Origin of the sequence: Parabacteroides sp. AF17-3 (genome assembly GCF_003635445.1) — a bacterium.
GTDB lineage: Bacteria > Bacteroidota > Bacteroidia > Bacteroidales > Tannerellaceae > Parabacteroides > Parabacteroides goldsteinii.
On record NZ_QTMM01000004.1, the window covers coordinates 316,380 to 332,664 of the forward strand.

Annotated in this window: 18 protein-coding genes; 10 read left to right on the forward strand and 8 right to left on the reverse strand. The window is 45.1% G+C overall.

What is annotated here, in order from left to right:
* Positions 1-11: 11 nt before the first annotated feature.
* Genes bioA through bioD form a run of 5 tightly spaced genes read left to right on the forward strand, consistent with a single transcriptional unit; the run spans position 12 to position 4,512 of the window.
* The gene (bioA, locus tag DWW91_RS07410; RefSeq protein WP_122327361.1) at positions 12-1,289 is read left to right on the forward strand and encodes an adenosylmethionine--8-amino-7-oxononanoate transaminase; all 1,278 of its coding nucleotides are present in this window, start codon (positions 12-14) and stop codon (positions 1,287-1,289) included.
* A 3-nt stretch (positions 1,290-1,292) separates the two neighbouring features.
* Positions 1,293-2,432, forward strand: a complete 1,140-nt coding sequence (locus DWW91_RS07415) for an 8-amino-7-oxononanoate synthase (protein WP_122327362.1) — start codon at positions 1,293-1,295, stop codon at positions 2,430-2,432.
* Positions 2,429-3,088 carry a DUF452 family protein gene (locus tag DWW91_RS07420; RefSeq protein ID WP_122327363.1) on the forward strand — a complete coding sequence of 220 codons (660 nt, stop codon included), beginning with the start codon at positions 2,429-2,431 and terminating at the stop codon, positions 3,086-3,088. The genes DWW91_RS07415 and DWW91_RS07420 overlap by 4 nt, the downstream gene beginning before the upstream one ends.
* The gene (gene bioC / locus DWW91_RS07425; RefSeq protein ID WP_007659061.1) at positions 3,064-3,825 is read left to right on the forward strand and encodes a malonyl-ACP O-methyltransferase BioC; all 762 of its coding nucleotides are present in this window, start codon (positions 3,064-3,066) and stop codon (positions 3,823-3,825) included. The genes DWW91_RS07420 and bioC overlap by 25 nt, the downstream gene beginning before the upstream one ends.
* 3 nt (positions 3,826-3,828) lie before the next feature.
* A complete protein-coding gene (gene bioD / locus DWW91_RS07430) occupies positions 3,829-4,512 on the forward strand; it encodes a dethiobiotin synthase (RefSeq protein WP_122327364.1) in 684 nt (227 codons plus the stop codon).
* Positions 4,513-4,633: 121 nt separating this feature from the next.
* Here bioD and DWW91_RS07435 read toward each other — a convergent pair whose 3' ends face one another.
* The 5 genes from DWW91_RS07435 to DWW91_RS07455 form a co-directional block, all read right to left on the reverse strand.
* Positions 4,634-5,029, reverse strand: coding sequence for a YkvA family protein (locus DWW91_RS07435; protein WP_007659063.1), 396 nt, complete (start codon positions 5,027-5,029; stop codon positions 4,634-4,636).
* A 308-nt stretch (positions 5,030-5,337) separates the two neighbouring features.
* Complete coding sequence (locus DWW91_RS07440) at positions 5,338-6,225, reverse strand: outer membrane beta-barrel protein (RefSeq protein ID WP_007659064.1); 888 nt, start codon at positions 6,223-6,225, stop codon at positions 5,338-5,340.
* Positions 6,226-6,245: 20 nt separating this feature from the next.
* Positions 6,246-6,719 carry a hypothetical protein gene (locus DWW91_RS07445; protein WP_010802401.1) on the reverse strand — a complete coding sequence of 158 codons (474 nt, stop codon included), beginning with the start codon at positions 6,717-6,719 and terminating at the stop codon, positions 6,246-6,248.
* Positions 6,720-6,732: 13 nt separating this feature from the next.
* A complete protein-coding gene (locus DWW91_RS07450; protein ID WP_007659066.1) occupies positions 6,733-7,260 on the reverse strand; it encodes a hypothetical protein in 528 nt (175 codons plus the stop codon).
* A complete protein-coding gene (locus tag DWW91_RS07455) occupies positions 7,257-7,766 on the reverse strand; it encodes an RNA polymerase sigma factor (RefSeq protein ID WP_048314942.1) in 510 nt (169 codons plus the stop codon). Before DWW91_RS07455 ends, DWW91_RS07450 begins: the two co-directional genes overlap by 4 nt.
* A 97-nt stretch (positions 7,767-7,863) precedes the next feature.
* Between DWW91_RS07455 and DWW91_RS07460 the strand changes: the two genes are divergently transcribed.
* From DWW91_RS07460 to DWW91_RS07480, 5 genes are all read left to right on the forward strand, one after another.
* The gene (locus DWW91_RS07460) at positions 7,864-8,544 is read left to right on the forward strand and encodes a response regulator transcription factor (protein WP_007659068.1); all 681 of its coding nucleotides are present in this window, start codon (positions 7,864-7,866) and stop codon (positions 8,542-8,544) included.
* A 4-nt stretch (positions 8,545-8,548) separates the two neighbouring features.
* Positions 8,549-9,817, forward strand: a complete 1,269-nt coding sequence (locus tag DWW91_RS07465) for a sensor histidine kinase KdpD (RefSeq protein ID WP_122327365.1) — start codon at positions 8,549-8,551, stop codon at positions 9,815-9,817.
* Between the two features lie 66 nt (positions 9,818-9,883).
* Entirely contained in the window at positions 9,884-10,324 is a 441-nt protein-coding gene (locus DWW91_RS07470) for a PepSY-like domain-containing protein (RefSeq protein WP_007659072.1), read from the forward strand.
* A 24-nt stretch (positions 10,325-10,348) separates the two neighbouring features.
* A complete protein-coding gene (locus DWW91_RS07475; protein ID WP_122327366.1) occupies positions 10,349-11,194 on the forward strand; it encodes a PepSY-like domain-containing protein in 846 nt (281 codons plus the stop codon).
* 123 nt (positions 11,195-11,317) lie between these two features.
* On the forward strand, positions 11,318-11,767 hold the full coding sequence (locus DWW91_RS07480; RefSeq protein ID WP_122327367.1) for a PepSY-like domain-containing protein: 450 nt from the start codon (positions 11,318-11,320) through the stop codon (positions 11,765-11,767).
* A gap of 110 nt (positions 11,768-11,877) precedes the next feature.
* Here the strand turns inward: DWW91_RS07480 and DWW91_RS07485 are convergent, their stop codons facing one another.
* Genes DWW91_RS07485 through DWW91_RS07495 form a run of 3 tightly spaced genes read right to left on the reverse strand, consistent with a single transcriptional unit; the run spans position 11,878 to position 16,276 of the window.
* Positions 11,878-12,426, reverse strand: coding sequence for a hypothetical protein (locus DWW91_RS07485; RefSeq protein ID WP_053078024.1), 549 nt, complete (start codon positions 12,424-12,426; stop codon positions 11,878-11,880).
* 11 nt (positions 12,427-12,437) lie between these two features.
* Entirely contained in the window at positions 12,438-14,540 is a 2,103-nt protein-coding gene (locus DWW91_RS07490; RefSeq protein ID WP_010802394.1) for a glycoside hydrolase family 172 protein, read from the reverse strand.
* Between the two features lie 35 nt (positions 14,541-14,575).
* Positions 14,576-16,276 (reverse strand): RagB/SusD family nutrient uptake outer membrane protein, encoded by a 1,701-nt coding sequence (locus DWW91_RS07495; RefSeq protein WP_010802393.1) that lies wholly within the window; start codon positions 16,274-16,276, stop codon positions 14,576-14,578.
* Positions 16,277-16,285 lie beyond the last annotated feature (9 nt).

Consider the following 16,285-nt stretch of genomic DNA (forward strand, 5'->3'; position numbering starts at 1 on the left):
CATACAAATTTATGACAACAGAAGAATTATTGCAATTCGACAGGGAGCATGTATGGCATCCCTATACCTCGACAATCGACCCGCTTCCTGTCTATCCGGTAGCCGGTGCAGAAGGAGTGAATATCATTCTGGCAGACGGCAGACGCCTGGTAGACGGAATGTCATCCTGGTGGGCGGCCGTTCACGGATACAATCATCCGGTCCTGAACGCTGCCGCTAAAAAGCAAATGGATAAGATGAGTCATATCATGTTCGGCGGCATTACGCATGAACCGGCCGTCGAGCTGGCCCAAAAACTACTGGCAATCCTTCCTCCGGAGATGAAAAAGATATTCTTTGCCGACAGTGGTTCGGTAGCCGTCGAGGTAGCGATGAAGATGGCTATCCAATACTGGCAATCCGAAGGGAAGGCCGGGAAGCACGCATTTGCCACAATCCGCAGCGGATACCATGGAGACACCTGGCATGCGATGTCTGTCTGCGACCCCGTCACAGGCATGCACGGGATATTTGCCGGAAGCCTTCCCGTTCAATACTTTATTCCTCAACCTTCCGTAAAGTTCAATGAAGAATGGGACGAAGATGCCATGACTCCATTAAAAGATTTGCTGAAACAACATGCCGATGATATCGCCGCCCTGATACTGGAACCTATCGTACAGGGAGCCGGAGGAATGTATTTCTACTCACCGACTTTTCTGGTCCGTGCCAAAGAGTTATGCGAACAATACAATATATTGCTGATCTTTGATGAAATAGCGACCGGATTCGGCCGTACCGGAAAACTCTTTGCCTGGGAACATGCAGGCGTCGTTCCGGATATCATGTGTATCGGCAAAGCCTTGACCGGAGGATATCTGACACTCTCGGCCACGCTGACTACGACACGGGTGGCTACCACTATTTGTTCCGGTGAGGCCGGTTGCTTTATGCATGGCCCGACCTTTATGGGAAACCCGCTGGCCTGTGCTATTGCCTCTGCTTCTGTCTCCCTGCTTTTGGAAAGCGGATGGAAAGAGAAAGTCAATGCCATTGAAGCACAACTTCGCAATGAACTGGCTCCGGCGCAATCATTTGAGAATGTAAAGGAAGTACGGGTACTCGGAGCCATCGGGGTGATTGAAATGAAAGAACCGGTCAATATGGCAATCCTTCAACGTCGCTTTGTGGAGGCTGGCATTTGGGTCCGCCCGTTCGGCAGGTTGGTTTATCTGATGCCGCCGTTTATCATCCGGCCGGAAGAGCTGACGGTTCTGACTTCGGGGGTATTGAGGTGCATAAAGAAATAAACAATGAAAGATTATACTCTGATATTAAAACAATTAAATGAAGCGGGGAACCTGCGTAGCTTGCCGGACATCGTCCACACTGGCAACCGGATAGAAAGAGACGGGCAGGTCATGCTTAACCTCTCTTCCAACGATTACCTGGGATTGGCGTCCCGCACTGATTTAAGGGAGGCTTTCTTTGAAGAATGGAAGGAAAAAGGTTATCCTCTCTCCTCTTCTTCTTCCCGCCTGCTGACCGGGAATTTTACGGTATATACGGAACTAGAACAGTTGATGGCCGAACGCTTCAACCGGGAAGCCGCCTTGCTTTTCAACAGCGGTTATCATGCCAATACCGGAATACTGCCGGCTTTGGCCGATAAGCAAACCCTCATCCTTGCCGACAAACTGGTACATGCCAGCATCATCGACGGGATACTGCTCAGCGGCGCCCCTTTCCAACGATACCGCCATAATGATTACAATCAGTTGGAAACATTATTAAAGAAGAATGCCGGTCAATACGAACAGTTATTTATCGTAACAGAAAGTATCTTTAGCATGGATGGCGACGTTGCGGACCTCCGTCGCTTGGTGGAATTGAAGAAAAGCTATCCGAACGTTTGCCTCTATGTCGACGAAGCCCATGCAATCGGTGTACGCGGTAAAAATGGTCTTGGAATAGCCGAAGAACAGGATTGTATCCGCGAGATAGACCTGCTGGTCGGCACTTTCGGTAAAGCGCTCGCCTCTATGGGTGCCTATGTGGTCTGTAGCCGGACCATCCGGGAATATCTGGTCAACTGCATGCGTCCGCTGATATTCAGCACTGCCCTGCCTCCAGCACAGATAGCCTGGACACGTTTCATCTTCGAACGGCTTCCGGAATTTTCCTCCCTGCGTGAAGAACTCACCCTGACAAGCCATCTGCTTTCCGATGCCCTCGAAGGCAAAGGAGGAGAAATCAGCGAAAGCCATATCATCCCTTATATAATCGGAGAAAATAACGATTGTATAAGCAAAGCCGAAGAGTTACAACGCAAAGGTTTCTATTGTCTCCCTGTCCGTCCGCCCACGGTTCCGAAAGGAACGGCACGGATACGCTTCTCATTGACAGCGGATATAACCACTGCGCAACTCACCCAACTGATAAAAGAAATATGAAAATAGAAAAACAACTCAATAGCTCCCATCCCCGTCTGCTCCTCTTCTTTGCAGGCTGGTCTGCCTCGCCCGAATCATTCACCGGACTGAAAGCAGAGAACGGAACGGATATCATGCTCTGTTATGATTACAGGGACATGACATTCCATGAAGACCTAAGCAGCTATAAGGAAATCCATCTGATTGCCTGGTCCATGGGAGTGCGTATGGCAGAACTGGCTTTAGCCGGGAAATACGCACTAACCACAGCTACCGCCGTCAATGGCACGCCCCGGCCGATAGACGATAACTTCGGTATCCCGGAAAATATCTTCCGGGGAACACTCGACAACCTGACAGCCGAAGGTATGAAACGTTTCAACCGACGAATGTGCGGCAGCCGGGATATACTCGCACAATACGAGAAATTTCCTGCCCGTCCGCTGGAAGAGGTTAAAGACGAGCTACAACATATTTACAATCATTGTAACGGCCAATCAATGACAAATGCAGACGACACAACATCCATACAATGGACACGTGCCATTATAAGCTCGGACGATCATATCTTTCCGGCTGCCAATCAACGCAACTACTGGAACGGACGTTGCCCGGTAACAGAAATCACAGCACCTCATTATCCTTTTTATTTATGGAAACAGTGGAACGAATTATAACCCGCTTCAGCCGCGCGCTGGATAGTTACGACCTGCATGCCGATGCACAGCAACAAATCTGCCGGAAACTCACCGGTATATTATCGCGTTACACCGACATCCATTTCCAGCGTGCCCTTGAAATCGGTTGCGGAACGGGCGGTTTCACCCGTCTTTTGAAAGAAAGCTGCGTAATCGACGAATGGTATCTGAACGATATCTGTGACGGTTGCCGGGAGAAAGTAGCCTCCCTGTTCCCCGGACAGTCACCACTCTTTATCGCCGGAAATGCGGAAGAGATCGACTTTCCCGGTCGCTTCGACCTGATCGCATCTGCTTCCGCCTTTCAATGGATGAAGGAGCCTGTACAATTCCTTCATAAACTGGCCGGAATGCTTTCGCCCAACGGGACTTTACTGTTCAACTCCTTTGCACCCGGCAATTTAACAGAGATCAGGCAATTGACCGGCAAAGGCTTAACATATCCTTCTGGCGAACTGCTGACGGAATGGCTGGAGGAAGATTTTCATCTGATTCACCTGAGAGAAGAAGAAATAATCCTCACTTTCGACACACCGCTCGATGTACTCCGCCATTTAAAGCATACAGGGGTAACCGCTACCGGCGACGGCACCTGGACACGCGGCAAACAAACAGATTTCTGCCGGGATTATCAGGAACTGTTCCATACAAATAATAATCAGGTAACACTCACTTACCGCCCGCTCTATGTGCTGGCAGTAAAAAAACAAGCATAAAAAATGAAAGGAAAAGTCTTATTTATTTCAGGCATCGACACCAATATCGGCAAGACCTATGCTACTGGTATCCTCGCCCGTGCCCTGGCCGAAAAGGGCAAAACGGTCATCACCCAGAAGATGATACAAACAGGTTGTACGGAAATATCGGAAGATATTGAAATGCACCGACAATTACAGGATATCCCCTTTACCGAAGAGGATAAGGCCGGCCTCACCTGTCCTTACATCTTCACGTATCCCAGTTCGCCGCACATGGCTGCCGAACGCGACGGACGCACCATCAACCTGTCGACCATCACCGAAGCGACACGCAAGTTACAGGAGAAATATGAATATGTCCTTCTCGAAGGTGCCGGCGGACTGATGGTTCCGAATGATTTCAACTCGCTCACCATCGATTACGTAAAGGAACAAAATTATCCGGTCCTGCTCATCACCTCCGGAAAACTGGGAAGTATCAACCATACCCTGCTCAGCCTTTTTGCCTGTAAACAATATGGAGTAGAAGTAAAAGCACTGGTCTACAATCTCTATCCGGAAACGGACAAATTAATTGCCGATAATACGATGGAGTATCTCACCCAGTATCTTGAAAAGGAGTTTCCGGGAACAGCATTTATCTGTTTGCCGGAATATAAAGAAGAAATGAATATAAATGATATTTCGATAACCGAGCTACTTTGACGACAGTCGTCAACGAGAAGTGACGTAAGTCGTCAACCACCATTGACGGAGATCGTCACCTCTCGTTGACGGTCACCGTCAAAACAAACCAATCAACTAGTAATCGCTAAAAAGTATCCCGTTACAAATTATCCGTCCCAATAATCTCCGATACCCGGGCATTGGCACGAGCCTTGATTTCAGGAGTGATACTATCTTTTACCAACTTCAGGACCAACGTCATTACGGCAATATCATCCGTAAAACCGATAACAGGCAGGATGCCGTCCGGTATCAAATCAATCGGCAGGATAAAATAACCGAGGGCACCGACAATATAGGCTTTATGCTGGAGAGAAACTTTATCGTCCTGCAACATATAATAAAGTGTAAATACCGGTAACAACACGGTGGCTCCCACCTTTTTGGCTACCCGTTCAACCTTTTTCCAAAAACGGTTATCCGAATAATAGGTTCCGTATTTCTGCACTTCGTGTACCTCTTCAAAAGGAACATCTTCAATTCTATTTGTACTCATACTCGTTGTTTTTACCAATCAGAGCAGTTCACAGACTGCCCCTTCCTACGGGCAAAGATACTAATTTTATCCAGCCATGCAAATCCTTATCTTCCGCTGTTCATACTTCCGACTAAACCTGCTAAACAACAGGAAACCGGCAAAAGCCGAAGCGATACCGACTGTTGAATGAGAAAGGATCTGTTATATTTATATAGGTGTCGGTATCGCCCATCCAAAGAGGAAGCTGTGTTTCCTGGGAAAGACCTGAGCGGGTGAACGTCCGTGAAGGGGGAAAACGAAGCGTCCGGAGCAAGGGTCAATTATTTCTACAAATGCAATTGCAACCCGAAAGAAACCGGATGAAGAGCCGGTCCTTTTTTACTCTCAAACATTTCAATAGGCGAATACTTGAAGTAAGCCCCTATGCAGCCGACACCCGCTTGAAAAAGAAGGTCCATCGTAACAGGACGAAGGTTCATGCCACCATCCATTTTCTGCTTCCGGGTCTTTCCACGTTCGTCATCATAAACAACTTTGGAAGAAGAGGTTGTCTTGATCACTCCAACGACACCACCGGAAACGAAGAAACGGGGTTTATGTCTTTTCTTCGGTGTCTGCCATTCGAGCAATACAGGAATGGTAAGGCTGGTCATATTCAGTTTACTCTTTTTATAAACAACACCTTCGGGAGCAGGAACCAGCTGGGTAACACCGTCTACCTCCTGGAAATGAGCGTTTTCATCTATACGGTAACGATTCCAGCGCAGACCGGCACCGGTCACCAGCGCCCAGTTATATCGGGAGAACGGAAAGCTGAACTCCATAAAATTCAGATTATATTCCAGCGATTTCCCTTTGCGCAGCGAAACATCGTCTCCATCGAAACTATTGAAGCCCATACCGAAGCCGGCCCAGTGGGCAGAAAAGTCCCTGTCCCAGGTGGGAACAGGTATATTCAACGTCTTGATATGTTTGCGGCGTTCATAACTTTGCCCGTCACGGTAGTGCCCTTCAAAAACCATTTCATCATCAACCGCTTCACCATTTTCATCCAGCTCATATACCCGCACCTTCATCCGGTCGCCGTTATCTTTGACTTCTATACGTTTCTTTTCCAATGTGATAATCGTATCGGCCGATATCGGTTCTACCTCTGCTGCCAACAAACCCATCACGGGGAGACAGGCTGCCATAATCAGTATTAATCTTTTCATCTTCATATAGTTTTATTCGTTTATAAATCTTTTTTAGTGAACAAGATAGTAATCAGGTCATCACTATCCAAATCTCCTTCGATATAGACCAGGGTTATCACGCCTTTTGCATTGACTTTGAAAAGGACAAAACGGTTTATATCGGCCTCCTTACCCGGCAACTGGTAATAAGCGGAAATCACACCGCCATCGTCGGTCACTTCCTTAATCTTACGGGCGCCTTTCTGGTCTGCCTCCAAACACTGACGGGTGAAACGCAAGGCATCCGGATCATTCTTGATCGTAATACTCTTATAGCGGGTCATACCGTACGTCTCGAGCATTTCGTTGGAAAGTTCCACCATCGTTACATTCTTTTTACGGCCGTAACGCTGGAAAACATCCTGTATCTTCAGGTCTTTCTGCAAGACCTCAGCATCTGTTGCCCCTACTCCGGCAGGAAACAGCATAAGGGCCGCCAACCATACTAATAATGTGTATTTAATCTGTTTCATCGCAACATGTTTTTTATTCGTCATCACTGAATATGGAACCGAGTTCCTTTAATTGGTTATCTATGATCCGGCGATCTGCTTCATCCTTATCTTCTTCGGGAAAATATTCGTCTGCAGGAGTGGCCACCTCATGCAACGCTTCAAAAGCCGAAGAGCGAACCTTATGGATATCGGTATAGCACCGACCGTTTATCACTACATAATTATCTGAACAGAAACAGGGATCGGCCGGATAGAGCAACTGACTGATTCCCAAGAACACCAGCACACAAGCAGCAACTGCCGACAGGACATAAACCACCGACTTGCGATTCAACCGGAAACGCTTTTCCGGAAGTGCTTCGGGAGCGATCTCCGACCATATCTCTTCTGCCATATCCCTTTCAGCCGTAATCTCCTCATCGAAATAAGCAAACAAAGGTTTGTAGGCAGACAGGTTTTCCGGAACATTGTCTGAAGCGAAGAAACGACGGAGCTTCTGCTCTTCTTCCGCCGAAGTCTCTCCTTCAAAATACCGATTCAATAATTCATCTATATTCATAATTGCTCCTGTTTGTTTAATAATAAAAACTGTTCCCGTATCTTCTTCCTGGCTCTCGAGAGGTTGGAACGGATAGCTTCGACCTGAGAGCCGGTTATCTCCGCTATCTCCCCAATCTCATAGCCTTCCACATCTTTCATCCGGATGATGGTTTGCTGTACAGCAGGCAGTTGGCTGATCAGTTGCCGGATACGGGCGGCGGCATCCTGTTGTTCCAACTGTTCAGCCGGTGAACGGTATCCCGAATCCAGCGATAGCGTCTCTATATCAGGACCTTCCGGCCGGCGAGCTCGCAGTTTATCCAAAGCCAGATTCTTGGTGACCTGCATCGCCAGTGCTTCCACGCTATTGTAGCCGTCCAGTTTCTCACGGATATACCACAGCTTCAAAAAAGCCTCCTGCACGATATCCTCGGCATCGGCCTTTTCCTGCATCAGTCTCAGGGAAAAGTTGATCAGCTTATCCCGGAGTGGTAAGACGGTTATTTTAAACGTTTCAAGTTCCATTCTGTTATTATGACGACAAAGGAAGGAAAACATAACACGAAAATTCCAGATTTTTGCCAGAATTATTGCATAACTTTGTAAATAAATAAGATAGCCCATGAAAATTCTGATTGTAGAAGATGAAGATTCTTTGCGTGAAGTAATGATCCGTTCGTTGGAAAAGGAGCGCTATGTCGTGGAAAGTGCAGCCAACTATCAGGATGCTTTGCTGAAGATCAACGATTATGATTACGATTGTATCGTGCTGGATATCATGTTGCCGGGCGGTAGCGGCCTCAGTTTACTGGAAGAATTGAAGAAGATGCGGAAAAAAGACAGTGTTATCATCGTCTCCGCCAAAGACTCGATCGAAGATAAAGTGACCGGTCTCGACCTCGGTGCCGACGACTATCTGACCAAGCCTTTCCACCTGGCCGAGCTGAATGCCCGGATCAAATGCATCATCCGCCGGAAACAACAGGATGGCGAAATGCATATCAACCTGGCAAACATTATTGTCTACCCGGACCGCCATGCCGTATATATTAATGAAGAAGAACTGGTGTTGAACCGCAAAGAGTTCGACCTGCTTTACTATTTTGTCACCAACCCCGACCGCCTGATCAGCAAAGGGGCACTGGCCGAATCTATCTGGGGAGATTATATCGACCAGGCAGACAGCTTCGACTTTATTTACAGCCAGGTAAAAAACCTGCGCAAGAAACTAAAGTCTGCCGGAGCGACAGCCGAAATCAAAGCAGTTTACGGTTTTGGCTATAAAATGGTAAACGAAGAATAACACGATGAAACTGATCCACTATACATTCCGCAACCTGTCGATTCCGTTATTGATTATCCTGACCGCCTGGGCCTGCTGTTTCTATTTCGTCATCATGCATGAGATAGACGACGAGACCAACGACAGCCTGGAGAATTATAAGGAGATCATTATCAAGAGTGTCCTTGCCGACAGCACATTACTGCGTGACCATGTCGACATCATGACCAAATATTATATCCGTGAAGTCCCGGAGGCGGAAGCGGAACTGGATAAAGACGAGTTCTTCGACTCCACCACCTATATCGAAATCGAAATGGAGTACGAACCGGTCCGTGTATTACGTACCTGGTTCATGACTTCCGACCGGAAATATTACGAGTTGACCATCGAAACTTCAACCCTCGAGAAAGAAGATATGGCCGAAGCAATCTTCTGGAGTATCATTATATTATATGTCAGCCTGCTTTGTTGTATCCTGCTGGTATCGCACTTTGTATTCAAATCCAGCTTCCGCCCCCTTTATACGCTCGTTAAATGGCTGAAAGAATACCGCCCCGGAAAACAACCGGCTCCATTGGTAAACGAAACCCAAGTGGAAGAATTCAAAATCCTGAATACGGCCATACAAACAGCCATGGAACGGAATACAGCCATGTATAACCAACAAAAACAGTTCGTCGAGAATGCTTCCCACGAACTGCAAACACCGTTAGCTATCTGCATGAACAAACTGGAACTTCTCAGCGAGGACCCTGATTGCACGGAAGAACAGCTTTCCGAAATAGCCGGAATCAATCATACGCTCCGTGGGATTATAAAGACGAACAAATCCTTGTTACTCCTTTCACGTATCGACAACAAACAGTTCCCCGACACCTCCGGGATAGAGTTCAACAAGCTGATCGACAGACTACTGCCGGATTTTAAAGAGATGTATGAATACAAAAATATACAGGTATCCTATACGGAAGCCGGTTTATTAACATATACGATGAACGAATCGCTGGCTACTACCCTGGTCAGCAATTTATTAAAGAACGCGTTTATACATAATATAGAAAACGGAACAATCGCCATTACAGTAACCAGCCGTACATTAACTGTTGCCAACAGTTGCGACAGTCCGAAACTGAATGAAGCTACTTTGTTCAACCGTTTTGAAAAACAGACACATAAGAAAGATTCAACCGGACTGGGATTAGCGATCGTTAAATCGATTGTTTCCATTTACGGGATAAATATAAAATATGAATATAATGGGCTGCATCAGTTCATTTTAACATTCAAATAATCATTTTTCCCAAATCTTTCCCAAATGTCACCTTTTCTTTGCAGTATAAATTAAAAGAAGAAAGTCATGAAAAAGTTCGGATTAATTCTGGTCAGCTTGTTATTATCGACAATGGCCATTTTCGCAGACAACGAGAAGATTACAAGAGACAAATCGGTATTGCCTTCTGTATGCCGCAACTTCCTGTCAGACCATTTCGGACAGACAGATATCTCGCATATAAAAATAGAAAGCAATCTGTTGGGAACAAAAGGATATGACGTGATCCTTACCAACGGAATTAATGTGGAATTTGACAAGTCCGGCGAATGGAAAGAGATCGAAGCGCGCCATGCCTCCATCCCTTTAGAAATCCTGCCTGCCAGAATAGCTGATTATATAAGGAAGAATTTTGCCGATAGCAAGGTAATCTCTGTGGACAAAGACACACGCGAATATGAAGTCAAGTTAAACAATGACCTTGAACTCAAATTCGACCGTAACGGTAACTTTAAGAAATTCGATTAACAAAACAACAAAAAGAAAATAAGTATGAAAGTAAAATTATCTATCTTAGCATTAGCATTGTGCGGTCTGTTTGCATTTACAAGCTGTGATGATGATGACAACAACTATCTGCCCGACCAAACCGTCACTAAAGCATTCGATGAAAAATACCCGGGTGTCGGTAAAGTAGAATGGGAAACAAAAAGTGGTTATGAGGTAGCCGATTTCCATCTGAGCGGAAATGATGCCGAAGCCTGGTTTGACAATAAAGGCAACTGGGTAATGACAAAGACGGAAATCAATTTCGGTCTGCTTCCTGAACCGGTACGCTTAAACCTGAACGGCGGCGAATACAAAAACTGGAAACCCACTGACTTTGATAAGCTCGAACGCTCCAACGCCGCCACAGTCTATGTCATAGAAGTGGAACAAGGAGAACAGGAAGTCGACCTGTATTATACTGAAGATGGTGTTCTCTTAAAAGCAGTTCCCGATGATGATAACGACAACAATTTCCAACCTGTTGTTATCCCGCAAGCAATCAGCGATGCCATCAACGAGATGTATCCGGGTGCCACTATGCTGGAATTCGATCAAGAAAAAAATGGTTTTGAAGTGGATATCCTCCATAATAATATCTACAAGGATGTTTATTTCAACACTGAAAACCAATGGATTTCTACAGAATGGGACATTACAAAAGATCAGGTTCCGGCAATCGTCATGAATGCTTTACAGGCTTCCGAATACAAGAATTATACAATTGATGATATTGATCTTATTGAAAAACCGGAAGGTACTTTCTATGTATTCGACCTGGAACAAGGAGATAATGATGTTAAAGTAACATTCGATTCCGAAGGCAATATTAAGAGTACCCAAAAAGATTAACTCTGTAAAAACGAACTTTGCATAGAGCGAATTTGTTTCTTACGAGAATAAACTACACGAATACGATGGCTGGACCTCCATTGTATTCGTGTTTTCTTTTATAAACAATTAAAATTAAACGTCATGGAAGAAAAACTATCTGTTTTAGCCATTCTCGTATGCTGCATTTCGCTGCTTGCCGGTTGTAATAACCATCAAAAGAAAGTAAACCAGACTGTCGAAGTCCCTCAGGTTTTCCGGAACTTTATCTCGACCAAATATCCGCAGGCAACCATCCTGAAACTCGATAAAGAAAAGAGCGGCACGGAAATCGATATAAAAGATAAAGGCATCCATAAAGAAGTATCATTCAATGAAAAGAACGAATGGATCAGCACTCAATGGGATACCCGTCTTGAAGATGTCCCGGTCGTTGTGACGGACGAACTTGCCAGTTCCGCCTATAACCAATACAAAGTACTGGAAGTAGATGCAATCGAAAAACCAGCCGGTATGTTTTACGTATTTGAACTGAAACAGGATAATAATAAGGTAAAACTTACATTCGATTCGGAAGGACAGCTCATTGAATAAAAAGGGGAGTACTAAAAGACCAGGCAGATAACCACAGATATATATTATCATAAATAAACTATCTGCGGTACCTGCCCGATCAATATCATTTGTATATCATAGTGAGACCTTTAATGTTCTTGAAAACGTTTCTCTAACTCTTGTTGCCGGACATCATCCCAATAGTAACAATCCAACTCAAAAAAAGTAGATGTATACGGGATTGTCAGATTACTTTTCAAAATAATGACATTAAAGACACTGCTTATGCTATCCAGCCGGGCTATCAACTCCTCATGAGGTACATACTGTAAATACCCCCCGAATAAGCCAGCAACCTCCTGCCGGAGTTCTGTGATCCCCGAAGCATCCGTATCCTTCATAAACAGCAGTTCCCGATCCTGATAGACATTCGCTTTAATATGCGGTGCCCGATCGATTTCAGCCGTAACAAAAGATAAGACTTCCAGGTAATCGTCTCCTGTACAGATCGTCTTAATGCCTTCCTGACTTTGCAGGGGATAAGCCATATCCGTCACAACGATCCAGTTACGATGTCCCAATAAAGAAATTTCATTATGCAGTTCCTCTTTCCAGGAGAGTTTTTCAGAAGCGCAGCTTACCCCTAGAAAACAAAGAACAATTACTAACCAACCGTATTTATAACTATTTTGTATCATAACCTGGCAGATTAATTGTCCTTAAACAAAATACAATCCAAACCGAAATGATACCCGGATGATTTCTCATTCTTACCAGCAACCTCAACCCTCAGTTCAAAAGTATTATTCATCGGTTGTTGAAGTCCCAGGTCTAATTCTCTGCATTCTATTTTATTACTGTAAGCATCCCAGCTTTCCGCGATTAGCTTTTCATTGATATAGATATTCAATTTAGCGGAAACAGGTGAAGTTGTCAGGTAAAGAAGAACTTTTTTAGGATGATACTGCTCTCCGAAACGGAAAGAAACATAATCCTTCACCTTAACAGCCTCAACCGACAACTGTTTAGCCATGCTCCATTTCGAATCAGACTTTTCATTATCCATAGCCTGTACCTTCCGGATCAGTCCGTCAGAAGCAAGCAGCGGATATATATCTTCCAATTCAATAGCATTCTTTATACGGAAATTGTTTGTCTGCGTAATCTTTTCCAGATCCTCTATCTGAGGAACCGGACCAGAGGCCGCTTCAACCATTGGAGGCCTGTTATGTTCGGCCTCCATGCTCCCATACCAGAATGATGTCAAAGCGTATTGCAGGATCGCATCCGGCCCGGACGAAAAATTGAACGCTTCCATATCGAGCTTAAACCGTTGATTGAACGGTATCGCATCCAGCGAACGACTTCTTGTACAGATATTATATCCACGAGTATGGGGGTTCTCTCCGGTAAACCCACGCGTCTCTCCTCCTACCCGGATGTTTGCCAGGAAAGGCGTTGAGAACTCGTCTTCACGAGTAGGGTGAACACCTCCGGCCCAACCATAATAATCTTCCGTGCCCGTCCCGAAATGGGAAGGGAAACGCCTGTCAAAATCGTCATCCACATAAATCTTTTCATCCCCTTCTCCCCACCACCAGGGTAACGGGTTCAGAACAACAAAATTATCTCCCACATGAATGCCTTCTCCTTTTACTTCGACAAAAGTCATATCACGGACCGGATTGGCCATATAAGGTTCATCAGTCCACCAATTAGCATGGAAATAATAAGTATCGTCTGTCCATTTCCAGGGAGAAACCACTATCTCGGACTCCAGTTTTACCGAAAATGTGGAAAGATTATGAATGCGTATCTCCCCGCTTTTCCTGTAAGGCATAATCCATCGGCAGACCATTGTCCCATCGGGATGAACCTCCCGTACCCATGTCTTATAAGGATCTACCGCATTGACATTCCCGAAGAAGTCTCCTAACGGACACCAAACGGTTGATTTATCATCAAAAACTATTTCAAGGACGGTCGAACGTAAAGCCTGCGGAACATTTTCGGCAGACAACTTAAACGTCATATGACGAATGGCAGAAGTACCTTTGGGCAAAGGAATAGCCTCTGTCTGCCGGCTGCTGACCGACTTGGAAAAAGAAACTTTCTTCCCTTTAGTAAAGGGTGTGGGGTCCGTCAACTCTTTCCCGGTCTGCGTCAAAACAGCCTGATAACGTTCCATAAATTCCGGTTGAAATGTTTCGACCTTTACTTCCGGAGAATAAGCCCTATAGTTTATAATATAGAAAAATGAATCTCCTTCAACGGATACTTTACAACTTTTGCCGAATGAAATCGGTAAATATAAATCTCCTGCCCGACAAGTATAAACGGCAAAAGGAGGCGGAGCAAAAGATTCACCCGTCAACAGCCGGATCATATTCGTCCGTATGGATGGCTCTTCCTCTCCATCCAGATAAATCAAGATATCCGGTCCCTCCCTGTTATCGAAATCCTTATAGAAAAAAGGAGTCCATATCCGGGTCAACACCCCCGGTCCGTCACACTCCATCAGGACAGACTCCTGTTTCCCGTTATTTGTTTCTTTACGCAAGTCAAAACCCTGATCGCCGTTAGCAAACCATCCTACCGGATCATCCGGCGTTACAGCTGCACGATTGTAACTGCTACTTTGTAACGCCTTATACGGAAATTCCGGTTTCCTAGTCATGACAGTACGGTCTGTCATTTCCTGCAACAACGATTTGAAAGTGACATCGTATTGTTGGGCATCACTGTTTTGCAGACAACAAAACAGACTAATAATAATAAGCCCTGTAAACAAGCTGTTCTTTCCCGTTCTCATATATGATAATTATTTTATTATTCCCTTTCGGGTTATTATGACCAACCTGGATTTTGTTCCAGATTCGGATTCAGCAATATCTGCCTGGTAGGAAGAGGAAGCAAATAATGTTTCTCTTCAAACTTGCGCTTATTGGTTGGTTCGATGATAATACTGCCCGTCTCATCCTGCGGAAAATCAATGTTACTCCATCTTGAATCGGTAGCATATTGAGTATCGCGCCATAAAACACCTTTCAAAGCCATCGGCATTTCTGTCTCCGCATTTTTCCAACGGCGTAAATCGTCGAAACGGAATCCTTCAAGAAAAAGTTCAATCGTTCTTTCCCGCCTGATTTCCGTCCGCATATCCAAACCGTTTGCTGAGACGAATGTATTTGTTAAAGCCGGAAGCCCTGCCCTTTCTCTTAATTTATTAATAGTCAGATCCAATTGCTGATCTGTTATACTTCCGTTTTTCTCAAATAAAGCCTCAGCATGTATCAACAGGACTTCCGCCAGGCGGATAACCGGCCAGTCCACTCCGAACGGCGAAGCGACTTCCACCCTGAACTTGACCGCATAATATCCTGTCCGGGTCGTATTACCAAAATTGATATCATAAATATTGCCTCCTGCAAAAGGATCGTTCCAGTTACGGTTATATTCAGGAGGATTATTCGCCCAAAAGCGGGTGAACGGTTTTTGCAGAACATTTGTCATACGAAGATCCCTGTTTTCATATTCGCTCTCGACGGTTTCACGCCCTGCAAACAATGGAGATTTGTCTATTGGCAAACCATCCGTACACAAAAACAGATCAGCAAACTTACGGGTGACACTCGGATATTTATGTGCGCTACTGGTTCCTGCTGGTCTGATATCCGCATCGAAACGATTTGTCAGTATATACTCCTGCTGGTCAGCTTTCGTCAGCCCTGCAACATTTGATTTACCTTTATCCAACAAAAAGAAATAGCGGTAACTCTCCTCTCCTAAAACATCCCTGCGATCGAAAATCACATACTGGTTTCCGTTTATCACTTCTCCGGTCGCAGCAATTGCCAGGTCCAACAGTTCATCGCCATTTTGCCCTCTGAATTTACGCCAGGTTCCCTCAAATAAGGCAATGCGTCCTTTAAAAGAAAGTGCAGCTTCGCGACTTACACGTCCTTTCTTTCCCTCCGCTATGTCTTTTTCTTTCGGCAGTAATGATATTGCTTTGTCCAGGTCTTTCAGGATATGGTCTACAACTTCTTCCCGACTGTTTCTCGGTCCGTAAAGTAATTCCGTATCATCCAGGTCGAGTACTTTATCTATGATAGGAACGCCGCCATAGTATCTCAGCAACTCAAAATAAGCAAACGCCCTGAAAAAATGTGCCTCACCGACATATTCACTGATCTGTTCCGCCAGATCAGGAACCAGTATGGCCTTTTCAAGCAAGTAGGTAGTATTCCTTATATTTATATAGGGACTTTTCCACTGGTCACTATTCGGTTCCGGCGAATAACTGCCGTTACTGATCGTATTTTCACTCCAATCGACCAAAATATCCGAACGCACATCCAGGCCTGCGCCGGAACTGGGCAGAGAGAAATAAAACTGATTGGCAAACAATTCGAATTGCCCGGCACTTTGAAAAAACGTAGGCTCAGAATATTTATCCTGCGGAAACAAACTCAAATCCTTCTCACAAGAGCAAAGCAATATACCTGCCAACAAAAAACATATTGAATATACTATATTATTTTTCATAATCTTGCA